We start from the raw sequence: 12,093 nt of genomic DNA, 5'->3' as shown, positions 1-12,093 counted from the left end.
CGACCTGTATCAGTGGCTAAATAAAGAGGAGGCGGGCAGGCGACTTTACCAAATCAAAGGCTTGTTTGTAATATGCTGGCAGTTCTCCCATGCATAGATGGAGCTCACATGAGCCAATCACCCCATATGGTCAAAGATTCAATCAGCGGTGCAGACTACTTTCTGCGCGGTTTTTCCCTTATTCGCCAACCGGGCATCCGCACCTTTGTGCTGATCCCCCTGCTGGTCAACTTCGTGCTGTTTGCCGGGGCCTTCTATGCCCTGCTGCTGCAACTGGACGGCCTGTTCGCCTGGCTCCATCAGCAGATCCCCGCCTGGCTCGACTGGCTGGACTATCTGCTGTGGCCCATCGCCCTCATCACCATCCTGGTGGTCTTCTCCTTTATCTTCAGCTCGGTTGCCAACTGGGTAGCCGCCCCCTTCAACGGCCTGCTGGCGGAGAAGGTGGAGCAGATCCTCACCGGCCAACCCGCCAATGACAGCGGTATGCTGGATATCGTCAAGGATGTGCCACGAACCTTCGGCCGCGAATGGACCAAGCTGAAGTATTACCTGCCCAAGGCCATCGGCTGCCTGATCCTGTTCCTGATCCCGGTGGTGGGCCAGACCCTGGCGCCTGTGCTCTGGTTCCTGTTCAGCGCCTGGATGATGGCGATCCAGTACATCGACTATCCGTTCGACAACCACAAGATAAGCTTCATCACCATGCGCGATGCCTTGAAGCAGCGCCGTGGCAAGTGCCTGAGTTTCGGCGCCCTGGTCACCCTCTTCTCCGCCATTCCGGTGGTGAACCTCTTTGTGATGCCGGTCGCCATCTGTGGCGCCACCGCCATGTGGGTCGATCACTACCGGCAGCAGCAGTTGGGACGCTAATCCTTGAACATTGATTAGAAAAAGGCACCCGAAACGGTGCCTTTTTCGCATTTAGCATGAATTAAATTAATGCACGTATTCGAACGCTTGTCCCATATAACTCGAGTTGGTAGGATGCGGGCCTTTCTCGTTCCCTGGGATATCTCATGTTACATGCACTCTTCTTGGTGGGCCTGGTGGCCGAAGGGATGACCGGCGCGCTGGCCGCGGGTCGGCGACGGATGGATCTGTTTGGGGTGGTAATCATCGCTTCGGCGACGGCCATCGGTGGCGGTACCATTCGCGATGTGCTGCTGGGCCACTATCCGCTGCTCTGGATTGAGCATCCGGAATATGTGCTGCTGGTTGCCGCCGCTGCAATGGCGGGGGTGGTTTCCGCCCCCCTGATGCGCTATCTCGGCAAGCTGTTCATGGCGCTCGATGCGCTGGGACTGGTGGTATTCTCCATCTTCGGCGCAGCCCGTGCGCTGGATATGGGCCACGGTGCCGGCATCGCCTGCATCATGGCGGTGGTGACCGGGGTCTTTGGCGGTGTGCTGCGGGATCTGCTCTGTCAGCGCATTCCACTGGTGTTTCGTCGCGAGCTCTATGCGGCCATTTCGCTGATCACCGCAGCACTTTACTGTCTGGCGCTGGATCAGGGCTTGCCGACCAACTGGGCGGCGTTCGGTTCCATCGGAATTGGCTTTGTACTACGGCTGCTGGCGGTACGCTTCAAGTGGGGACTGCCCACCTTCAACTACCAGTACGCGACCCACTGAGTACGCCAGCTTCTGGCTAGGCGGGTTGGCTTGCGAGCAACAAAAAAGCGCCCGAGTGGCGCTTTTTTCATGGACGTTCTGCGACTCAGTTAATCCCTTCCGAGCTGAAGAAGGTCGCCTTGTCGGCGATAAAGCGGATCTTGATGTTCTTCCCTTCCCCGCCCCAGAGGCAGCTGGTGGTGCCCAAGGCATCATCACAACGCTCCGCCTTCCCCAGAATGGTGCTGGCCTCGGCGTAACTCATCCCCATCTTCAACTGGTCGTAATTGTCACGGTTGAGCTTGCTGCAACCGGTCAACAACAGGGCGATCAGGCCACCAATCACTATCTTTTTCATCGCAATCTCCTCACTGGTGGGAAGAGCTTGGCAGTTTGCCAACCCCTTTACCAACTGCGCACCGGACCGGTATCGAGGTGAACGAAGTTATCACGGGGATAGTAACCAACCCCGCCCACCTTGAGCTGGAGCGCCGCCTTGCGCAGATGGGCCAGCTGTACGCCGGGGATCCGCACATCCACCGCCTGCCCTAGGGTGTGGTAGCTGTGTTTGGCCACGCCGCGGCTCTTGTGGCGCTTCTGGCGATTGGTGGCCGGGGCGCGATAGCCTGAGATCAGCTGGATTTCGCTGCGCCGGCCCAGCTTGTGCTGCAACAGAAACAGCTGATCAAACAGCTTCTTGTCGATGTTGAACACTTCATTGCGCCGGTAATCGCGGAAGATGTGGTTGAGCTCGGCCAACCCGTCGCTCAGATAGTGGCCATTATCCCAATAGCTGGCGCGCACCCGCTCGCCGGTATTGAGATTGAAGAAACTGAGTTCACGCCCGGTGGTACTGCGGCTGGCCAGTGCAGGGAAGGAGATCAGCGAGCTGCCCAGCAGGCAACCGGCTCCCAGCAACAGGCGACGTCGACTTATCTCTTGTTCCAGCATAAGGGGTTCGTCCATCGCAGATTCAAGCGAAAATAGTTGAATAAGATCACTGATTGAATGTGATACAGGCGCTTGAAACTACCCTCCAGCAGGGGGAACTGTCAAACCACAATCGCCCATAGAAAAGCCCGGCACAGGCCGGGCTTTTCACTCTGTGGCAGGGATCACAGCAGGCGGCTCTGGAAGCTGACCCGATCAAATCCGTAGATGTCGTTACGCAATTGCTGGCGACCATTTTCGTCGATCCAGCTGCTCCAGTAGACAGTAAAGACCGGGATCGGCGTGGTGAGCGGCAACCATTTGGTCTGGCTCTCCTTGAGGATATTGGCCACCTTGTCCGGCTGATAGCGGGAATCTGCCAGCAACAGCTCCGCCAGATCGTCCGCATGTTCCACCCGGATGCAGCCCGAACTGAAGGCGCGCGCCCCCTGCTCGAACAGCGCCTTGCGCGGGGTGGAGTGCAGATAGATGGCGTCATTGTTGGGCAGGTAGAACTTGTAGCGCCCCAGGGCATTGTGATCCCCCGGTTTTTGCCGCAGGCGATAGGGGAAACCGGCGGCCAGCGCCTGATGCCACCCCTCTTCGGTGAACTGGACCGGATTGCCCTCGCTGTCGATCACCTCGAACTGCTCGCGACTCAGATAGGCGGGATCCCGACCCAGCTTGGGCAGGATGTCCTTGCTCAGGATGGAGCGCGGCACATGCCAGGAGGGGTTGAGCACGATGGAGCGAATTTCACTGGCCAGAATGGGGGTGGCCCGCTGCTCCTTGCCGACGATGACCCGGCTGGTAAACACCTCGTTGCCGGACTCCACCACGCTCAGACGGTAGTCGGGAATATTGACCAGCACGTAGCGGCCACCGGCGAGTTGATCCACCAGATCGCGACGCCACAGGTTGCGCAGCAGCAGGCTGGCGCGCACTTGCGGGCCGGTATTGAGCCAGGAGCGGGTCTGACGGCCGATGATGCCGTCCGCGGTGAGACCGTGACGACGCTGGAACTGTTTGATGGCCTGCTCGGTATCACCATCGTAAATCTGATCACCATGGCTCGGGGCGCTGTCGCCCAGCTCGTTGAGCATGGCGCGGATTTGGCCAAGCTCGGCGGAGCTCTCTCCGGCACGCAGGGTCGGCATATCGAGGGTCGGCCACTTGCTGGCCATCGGCATTGCCAACAGTTTGTGCACTTTAGCCCGCACCGCCTCGTATTCCGCCACCTGAGGGCGCAGGGATTTCACCTGGGTGAGCAGGTCATCATCGCTGGGTTGGGTCACTACAGGGCGGTTCAAATCGAGCTTGAGAGTCTTCATCTGCTCGCGCGAGACCAGATCCATCCCCCGCCAAGCGTGCTGGAAACGGCTCAGCTTGGCAAAAATGTCGTCATAGATGGCACCACGCTTGTCTGCAGGGGTGGCCTGCAGGCGCTTCCACAGCGTGAAAAAATCGGGATGCAGCTGGGCAAGCACAGCCTCTTGCAACTGCTGCTCCAGCTCGACACGGGCCTGTTCGGCCTGACTGCCCTGATACCAGTCGTGTCCGGTTTCGCTGGCTGCCACCACGACTTGTGCTTCGGTCGCATGTACCGCGCCAGCGGGCAAACATCCCAGCCACACCAGATTGACAAGGGCCAGCCAATACTTCATCCCCATGGATACCTCAAAACGGTTTGTTCACTCTGTCAGGCCTGACAAGCAGACCCGATGCTCTGGCCGCTCATGATGCGTGAACGGCCAATACTTTGCTAGCGCCCGGGGGCATAACGCTGCCAGATAATGTCATACGCATCGGTCTCCTTGAACCGCGCCAACGCCTGATTGAATTGTTGCAAGAACTGCGGCGAAAAGCTGCGTTTGCCCTACATCAAGCAGCTCGGCCTCAGCGATGCATAACCACTATGGGGTAACAGGAGAACGCCCAGAACCAGCACTGGATAGTGGCAGCCCTCGGCGCCACGCTACAAGGTGCGTCCAGGCCCAGTTATCGTAACCGACCTGAACAGGCGCGGGACACAGGGCCTTGGCCAATGCCATTGGCGCCCATAAGCCAAGCAGCAGACCGCCGGAGAGCCACTTCATATGTCATCCTTGACGGGTCATCATAAATCGCCCCCGGCAAAATGGCGATAGAGGCCTGCGGACTATCGCACCGCTAGAAAGTGACGCAGCAAAGCACTGCCATCGGCCAATCAGCCTGTCGGAGACCCCCTTGCCGCTGGCGACTTGTGCCCCGTCAGCCAGGCTTGACAGGGACATCGCAAGGTTTGGAGCTGGGAAAAGAAAGGGTTAATATATGACCAAATATTTTTTTGTGATCCACTATGCTTTTTTTGCAATTGGATTAGCATATGCGCGACATCGGTCTACCAATTCTGTCAGGTGTGTAGAGAGTGATATGACGTACAAAAAGTTCGGTTTTTTGACTGCCATTCTGGCGTTAAGCGGTTTTTATCTTTACACCCTCTATCTGGCTGCTCACCCCAACGTGAGCCTGGCCTACAAACTCTATTATCTGGAAGGCAAGACCCGCTTCTGGGAACACAACTCCAGCATGACCTATCAGCCGGGCAACGAGCTCAATCTGACCAAACCGAGCCGTTTCCTGTCGAGCGAAGGCTGGGCCAAGAAGCCGAGCGACGAAGGTACCCTGCTCAGCGGTCAGGGCGGTCTCTACTTTGTGCTGCCCAAGCAGGCGGCCAATCCGGATCAGCTTACCGTACACGCTCGCGTCAACAGCCCGGAAGCCGGAGCTCTGTTGAAAGTGGCGCTGGGTCACGACTTCACCACCACGGTGAAACTGGCCAAGGCAGGTATCAACGAAATCCGGCTCAGCTTGCCGGGGGATTCACTCACCGCCAACCCCAAGCATCCCAATTATTTGGCGCTCTCGGCACCTACTCCCATCAATGTGCAGTCGGTACGTTTGACCGTAGCCCAGTGATCCTTGCCCCGAATACCATTTTATAAAAACAACTATCCCAAATAAGGACGTTCTTATGTCGCATCCAGATTTTCGACTCTCTCTGGTCGTTCCCGTTTACAACGAGGAAGAGAGCATCGATGCCTTCATCAACGCGATAGACAACGAACTGGCCCCACTGAAAGACCAGCTTGAAATTGTATTCGTCAACGATGGCAGCCGTGACCGCACCCGTGAAGTGGTCGAGCAGGCCATCGCCCGCGACCCCCGCGTAACCCTGGTCAACCTGGCCCGCAACTTCGGTAAAGAGGCAGCCCTCACCGCAGGTCTGCATCAAGCCAAAGGGGATGCCATCGTGCCGATGGACGTGGATCTGCAAGATCCTCCTGCCCTGATCCTGGAGTTCGTCAAACTGTGGCAGACCGGTGACTATGACACCGTCTACGGCATTCGCGTCGATCGCAGCGCCGATACCCCGATGAAGCGCCTGACTGCCGGTGGCTTCTACCGCTTCTTCAACGCGCTCTCTACCAGCACCAAACTGCCGGAGAACGCCGGTGACTTCCGCCTGATCGACCGTCGCGTCGTCGAGGCAATCAAGCTGCTGCCGGAGCGCAACCGCTTCATGAAGGGACTGTTTGCCTGGGCCGGTTTCCGTGCCGTTGGCGTTCCCTACGAGCGTCCCGCCCGTCACGCCGGTGAAACCAAGTTCAACTACTGGAAACTGTGGAACTTCGCCCTCGACGGTCTGCTCAGCTTCTCCAGCTGGCCGCTGCGGGTCTGGAGCTATGTGGGTGTCAGCGTCTCGCTGGTGGCCTTCCTCTATATCCTAAAAATCATCACCCAGGTGCTCTTCTTCGGCATCGATGTGCCCGGTTATGCCTCCCTGATGTCGGTGGTGCTGTTCCTCGGCGGTATCCAGCTGTTGTCGCTCGGCATCATCGGCGAGTACATCGGCCGCATGTTTGTGGAAGTGAAACAGCGCCCGGTCTACCTCATTGAAGGGGTCTATGGCCAGTATGCCAAGCAGGATGCGGCCAAACCGCAGAGCGCTGACAGCAACCCGCAAGAGCAGCAGGAGCAAGCACCGCAATGATCTCCCGCGAGGAATTCTGGCGGCTGGTACGTTTCGGTTTTGTCGGCGGGGGGGCTACCCTCGTCGACCTTGGCACCTCCATCGCACTGTTTCATACCTGGCCCACCATCTCGGAGCACCTGGTTACCACGCTGGCTTTTGCCATCGCATTCTGGTTCTCCTTCTTTGGTCACCGCTACATCACCTTCCAGAAGCAGGGAGCCGCCAGCAAGTTTCTGCTGGTCGCCCTCTTCTCGCTGGCGGTGCGTAACCTGATCCTGAGCGGCCTGCTGTTTGCGGGGCTCTCCGGTCTGCTGCCGGTGGTCATCGCCACCCTGACCGTTACCGTCCTCACTTACGTTCTCTCTCGCGTCTGGGTTTTTGCCTGATGAATGATATGACCAATACTGCCCCGCTAACCGGGGCTGCACTCCCCTATCGCCCGTCACTGCGCATCAGCGGTCGTGACTGGCTGATGATCATCGCTGCCTTCATGCTGAGCCGGGTGGCGCTGTATGGCATGGGCTACTTCGGTGTCCAGCTCTATGGTTCCCCCGACATCGGCCCGCTGCAGGCCTATTGTCAGTTCGACTGCGTCTGGTTCCAGCGCATTATCGAGAACGGCTACGATCTCTACCCACGCTGGCTGAGCAAGGGCAATGCGGCCAACTGGGCCTTTATGCCGCTCTACCCGATGGTCTCCGGTGCCATCTCCAACCTGTTCAATGTCGAGAGCCTGATCGGCCTTATCATTGTGGCCAACGCCTCCTTCTTCGCCAGCCTGCCGCTGATGCTGCTGGTGCTGCGTCAGCTCAAGCTGGGTGACGATACCGCCCGCTTCGGCGTCTGGCTGCTCGCCTTCTCCCCCTTCTCAGCCTACTTCGTCTCCGGTTATACCGAGTCGACCTTTATGGCACTGATGCTGGGAATGTTCCTGTTCGCCTATCGGGAGCAGTGGCTGATGGTGGCCGTGCTGGGGGTCTGTATCTCCGCCACCCGCAACCTGGGAGTGATGATGGTCTTCCCGGTGCTGATCCTGGCGCTGCAGGCTTACGGCTGGCGGGAGTTTTTCCGCTTCACCGAGCGTGCCTTCAAGGTGGTGTTCACCCTCTGGATGATCCCGTTTGGCCTGTTTGCCTACATGGTCTACCTCTATCACCTGACCGGCGATGCCTTTGCCTTCAAGCACATTCAGGTGGCCTGGGGTCGCTATATGGACAGCCCGCTGGACTGGTGGCTGAGTGGTTTCGAGCTGGGCGGTCGCAAGGCTTACCTCTCCATCATGGTGATCTTCGGCTGGTGCCTGAACGGTTACCTGTTCAGCCAGAAGCGCTGGGCCGAGGCGACCCTGATGTTCATCTGCTGCACCATTCCGCTGATGACCGGCCTCAACGCCATGCCGCGCTACATGTTCGGGCTCTACCCGACCCTGCTGGCCATCATTCTGCTGACCCATCGCTGGCCCGCCATCCGCCCGGCTGTGCTCTGCATCAGCGGCATGGTTGCCTCCTTCATCGCGGTGGCCTTCGTCAACTTCAAGTTCTTCACCGTTTGATGTGACGACGATGTCTGAAACGCCAAATGCCGGTCACCTGACCGGCATTTTTTATGGCCGCTATTTTTATCGACAACGTACCCCCACCGCCTCCCCATCACACTTTCCTCGGCTTGAAAACGTAACCATTTGAACTGATGTCACAAATCGGCATTTTGCCGATCCAAGGCGCGCTTTGCTGCTCCTAGAATGGGCCCTTGTCCGAACTGCCCTGCTCAAGGAATGGCTTATGCGTCGTGCTCATCATTTATCACCTCTCTGGCTCGCCCTACTGGCCGCCCCTCTGTTCACCCAACAGGCGATGGCCGCCCCCGAGGTTCACCTCTATGTGGATGGTCAGCCGGTGGCGACTCCGATCGCGCTGGACAAGGGCACGGTGGAGCTGACCCATCCCCTTGCCAAGGGGAGCCACCAGATCCGCATCAGCGACGCAGACAACAGTTGCGGTACCAGCTTTGGCCCGAGCGAGAGCAAGCCACTCCCCTTCGGCACCGCCCAACCCATGGACAAATGCAGCAAGGGGCAGAGCTTTAACCTGCGGGTGATGCTGGCAGGGGAGTATCAATTCACCTTCAACCCGGATACCCCCAGCCTCAAGGTGCTGCGGGCGACCAAAAAGAGCGAGTTCAAACGCCAGCCGCCAGAGGAGCCCTGCATCAGCTGGGATGGCGGCCCGGTCACGGTATCCCTGAAAGGGATCTGGCCTGACGGCACCCGGCTGCGGGACGCTTACTCAGGCCAGGAGGGCGTGGTCAAAGGTAGCAAGCTCACCCTGACGCCGAGCAAAGAGAGCGGCGGCCTGCTGCTGCTCGAGCCGGTCAAGGCAGTCAAGCCAGCACCGTTCAGCTGGGATCAGGCGAGCGTCTATTTCCTGCTGACCGATCGCTTCCACAACGGCGATCCCGCCAACGACCACAGTTTCGGCCGCCAGAAGGATGGTCAAGACGAGGTGGCTACCTGGCACGGCGGTGACTTCAAGGGGCTGACCGAGAAGCTCGACTACATCAAGAGCCTCGGCATGAACGCCATCTGGATCACCCCCATGGTGGAGCAGGTGCACGGCTTTATCGGCGGTGGCGAGCAGGGCAACTTCCCCTTCTACGCCTACCACGGCTACTGGGCGCTCGACTTCACCAAAATCGACCCCAACTACGGCGATGAAGAGAGCCTGAAAACCCTGGTGGATGAGGCCCACAAGCGCGGCATGCGGATCATCCTCGACGTGGTGATGAACCACGCCGGTTACGCCACCCTCGCCGATCTGCAAGATCTCGGGCTCACCGAACTGACCCAGAACAGCAGCAAACTGCCAACCGTCTGGAACCAGTGGCGCCCGAGTGGCGGCCTCAATTGGCATGGCTACAACCAGTTCATCGACTATCAATCACCCGCGTGGAACAAGTGGTGGAGTGGTGACTGGGTGCGCGCCGGTCTGCCCGGCTACCCGCAACCCGGCACCGACGATGTCACCGGCTCGGTGGCGGGGCTACCGGACTTTCTCACCGAATCGGCCAAACCGGTAGGGCTGCCGCCGCTGCTGATGGCGAAAAAAGATACCAAGGCCAAGGCACTGCCCAACGCCACCGTGAGCGACTACCTGATCGCCTGGCATACCGACTGGGTGCGCCGCTTTGGCATCGACGGCTTCCGCGCCGACACCGTCAAGCATCTGGAGCCCGAAGTGTGGGCCAAGCTCAAGCAGGCGGGCACCGCTGCACTCAAGGAGTGGAAGACCAACAACCCGAGCAAGGCCCTCGACGATCTGCCCTTCTACATGGTGGGCGAGGTGTGGGATCACGGGGTGGCCAAGGATTTCTGGTATCAGAACGGTTTCGATTCCCTGATCAACTTCGACTATCAGCGCGAGTTCGCCCTGCCCCAGGCCCAGTGCATGGCCAGCGCCGAGCCCACCTATGCCAGCTACGCCAGCCGCATCAATCAGGATCCCGAGTTCAACGTGTTGAGCTACATCAGCTCCCACGACACCAAGTTGTTCTTTGGCGACTATCAGGATGTGCCGCTACAGCGCCGGGTCGCCAACAGCTTTATGCTGCTGCCGGGCGGCATCCAGCTCTACTACGGCGACGAGTCCGGCCGCGGGCTGGCCAAGGATGGTGGGGTGTTCGATCAGGCGCTGCGCTCGGACATGAACTGGCAGGATCTGGCTAGCGGAAACAAGGCTGAGCTGGTCAAGCACTGGCAGCAACTGGGCCAGTTCCGCGCCGCCCATCCGGCCATTGCGGCAGGCAGCCACCAGAAACTCTCGGATGCTCCCTACGCCTTCGTGCGGGAGAAGGGGAATGACAAGGTGGTGGTGGTCTTTGCCGGTCGGCAGAAGTAACTCTTGGGCCATATATACCAGCAACAGAGAGGGGATCCACGGGATCTCCTCTCTTGCCTCCTGCAGGGACTTGCGCTTTACGCCCCATCGGCCTCTTGGCACGACCGCTTCACATTTGCGCACAGGCAGGTTTGACCCTCCCGATGAGCGATGCTAGTTTGATTTTTCAAAACAATCAGTTAGCAACCATGTGAGCCATTAACTGAGATATGGACAGCCAATTTACCATCGTCATCGCAGATGACCACCCCCTGTTTCGGGGCGCACTCTATCAAGCGGTGCACATGGCCATCAACGACGCTCAATTGCTGGAAGCGGACTCCATCGACAGCCTTACCCACCTCCTCGGCGAGCATCCGGAAGTTGACCTGCTGCTGCTCGATCTCAAGATGCCGGGGGCCAACGGCTTTGAAGGGCTGGCCCACCTGCGCGGCCAGTATCCCGACCTGCCTATCGTGGTGGTCTCTGCCTCGGAAGATGCGGCCATCATCCAGCAGGTGCTGCGGCTCGGGGCGCTCGGCTTTATTCCCAAATCGGTACCGATGAAGGAGCTGGTCAACGCCCTCAATACGGTGATCGGGGGGGATAACTGGGTGCCGGAAGGCATCTCGCTCCATCCCGAATCGGAAAATGGCCCCGATTTCGCCAGCAAGCTGGCCAGCCTCACCCCCCAGCAATACAAGGTGCTGATCATGCTGCGCGATGGCAGCCTCAACAAACAGATCGCCTGGGAGCTCAATGTCTCCGAAGCCACCATCAAGGCCCATATCACCGCCATCTTCAGAAAATTGGGGGTCAAAAACCGCACTCAGGCGGTTATCGCCCTGCAACAGCTCGATATCAAGGAGAGCTGAGACCCGCGCGCAGTGACACGCGGGAGACGACATGGCCAGCCATGCTGGCTATTTGTTGCTCGACAATTAGCACGATCGTACTTTATGCTGCCAGCGCCAACGAGGAGAGAAGGATGAGCAAGGGGCGCCTGACCCGGGAAACCATTTTGCAGACTGCCTTTGAGCAGGCAAGCCAGCAGGGGCTGGAGAGCCTGACCATCGGCTCGCTGGCCAGTGCCTGCGAGATGTCGAAAAGCGGCCTGTTTGCCCACTTTCAATCCCGCGACAATCTGCAGATCGCCGTGCTGGAGTACGCCGCCGAGGTATTTCGGCTGCGGGTGATCCAACCGGTACGCCAGCAGGAGCACCAGAGCCAGCACGACAAACTGATCGCCCTGCTGCGCGCCTGGCAGGCGTGGAACCACTGCTTCGCCGGACGCTGCATGTTTCTCGACGCCTGGACCTCGGTGCAAGATGGCCATGAGCAAAATAGCCAGGTACAGCAAGCAGCCCGGCAACTGGTTCGCTTCTGGCTCGACTATCTGGCTCGTCAGGTAGTGCAAGGTCAAGCCGCAGGCGAGTGGCGACAGGAGATGGATCCCTGGCGCGCCGTTTACCGCCTCTATGGCCTCTATCTGGCGGATCAGGTGTTCAACGACCTCGAACTGTGTCAGGATCCGGCCCGCCACTTCTGGCCCGAAGTGGACGCTCTGCTGAGCAGCTGGCGCTGATGTTTTGGCATCCGTTCAACACTAATTTTTAAAAACCGATAAAAAAGCACGACCGTTCGAACATAAAAACCACAGGAT

Annotated in this window: 12 protein-coding genes; 9 read left to right on the top strand and 3 right to left on the bottom strand. The window is 59.0% G+C overall.

Annotated elements, in window-relative coordinates; translation table 11 throughout:
* The first annotated feature begins 108 nt into the window (after window positions 1-108).
* A complete protein-coding gene (cysZ, locus tag ACRAUW_RS04630) occupies window positions 109-873 on the top strand; it encodes a sulfate transporter CysZ (RefSeq protein ID WP_042657995.1) in 765 nt (254 codons plus the stop codon).
* 146 nt (window positions 874-1,019) lie between these two features.
* Complete coding sequence (locus ACRAUW_RS04625; RefSeq protein ID WP_005338456.1) at window positions 1,020-1,634, top strand: trimeric intracellular cation channel family protein; 615 nt, start codon at window positions 1,020-1,022, stop codon at window positions 1,632-1,634.
* 85 nt (window positions 1,635-1,719) lie between these two features.
* On the opposite strand, the gene ACRAUW_RS04620 is transcribed toward ACRAUW_RS04625, so the two are convergent.
* The 3 genes from ACRAUW_RS04620 to ACRAUW_RS04610 form a co-directional block, all read right to left on the bottom strand.
* Window positions 1,720-1,971, bottom strand: coding sequence for a lipoprotein (locus tag ACRAUW_RS04620; RefSeq protein ID WP_431361347.1), 252 nt, complete (start codon window positions 1,969-1,971; stop codon window positions 1,720-1,722).
* A 47-nt stretch (window positions 1,972-2,018) separates the two neighbouring features.
* Window positions 2,019-2,564 (bottom strand): DUF882 domain-containing protein, encoded by a 546-nt coding sequence (locus ACRAUW_RS04615; RefSeq protein ID WP_139464191.1) that lies wholly within the window; start codon window positions 2,562-2,564, stop codon window positions 2,019-2,021.
* 164 nt (window positions 2,565-2,728) lie between these two features.
* Entirely contained in the window at window positions 2,729-4,213 is a 1,485-nt protein-coding gene (locus ACRAUW_RS04610; RefSeq protein ID WP_431361346.1) for a L,D-transpeptidase family protein, read from the bottom strand.
* 742 nt (window positions 4,214-4,955) lie between these two features.
* On the opposite strand from ACRAUW_RS04610, the gene ACRAUW_RS04605 reads away from it, so the two are divergent.
* From ACRAUW_RS04605 to ACRAUW_RS04575, 7 genes are all read left to right on the top strand, one after another.
* Window positions 4,956-5,501 (top strand): hypothetical protein, encoded by a 546-nt coding sequence (locus tag ACRAUW_RS04605; RefSeq protein ID WP_431361345.1) that lies wholly within the window; start codon window positions 4,956-4,958, stop codon window positions 5,499-5,501.
* Between the two features lie 55 nt (window positions 5,502-5,556).
* The gene (locus tag ACRAUW_RS04600; RefSeq protein ID WP_227095993.1) at window positions 5,557-6,576 is read left to right on the top strand and encodes a glycosyltransferase family 2 protein; all 1,020 of its coding nucleotides are present in this window, start codon (window positions 5,557-5,559) and stop codon (window positions 6,574-6,576) included.
* The gene (locus ACRAUW_RS04595; protein WP_005338463.1) at window positions 6,573-6,944 is read left to right on the top strand and encodes a GtrA family protein; all 372 of its coding nucleotides are present in this window, start codon (window positions 6,573-6,575) and stop codon (window positions 6,942-6,944) included. The genes ACRAUW_RS04600 and ACRAUW_RS04595 overlap by 4 nt, the downstream gene beginning before the upstream one ends.
* Window positions 6,944-8,110 carry a hypothetical protein gene (locus ACRAUW_RS04590; protein ID WP_201994861.1) on the top strand — a complete coding sequence of 389 codons (1,167 nt, stop codon included), beginning with the start codon at window positions 6,944-6,946 and terminating at the stop codon, window positions 8,108-8,110. Before ACRAUW_RS04595 ends, ACRAUW_RS04590 begins: the two co-directional genes overlap by 1 nt.
* Window positions 8,111-8,339: 229 nt before the next feature.
* A complete protein-coding gene (locus ACRAUW_RS04585) occupies window positions 8,340-10,451 on the top strand; it encodes an alpha-amylase (RefSeq protein ID WP_431361344.1) in 2,112 nt (703 codons plus the stop codon).
* Window positions 10,452-10,660: 209 nt separating this feature from the next.
* Window positions 10,661-11,305, top strand: coding sequence for a response regulator (locus ACRAUW_RS04580; RefSeq protein WP_431361343.1), 645 nt, complete (start codon window positions 10,661-10,663; stop codon window positions 11,303-11,305).
* A gap of 113 nt (window positions 11,306-11,418) precedes the next feature.
* A complete protein-coding gene (locus ACRAUW_RS04575) occupies window positions 11,419-12,015 on the top strand; it encodes a TetR/AcrR family transcriptional regulator (RefSeq protein WP_431361342.1) in 597 nt (198 codons plus the stop codon).
* Window positions 12,016-12,093 lie beyond the last annotated feature (78 nt).

It is taken from the genome of Aeromonas sp. (assembly GCF_050633025.1).
Taxonomy (GTDB): Bacteria; Pseudomonadota; Gammaproteobacteria; order Enterobacterales; family Aeromonadaceae; genus Aeromonas.
Note: the sequence above shows the minus strand (reverse complement) of the source record. Positions and strands in the feature narration are given on the sequence as shown.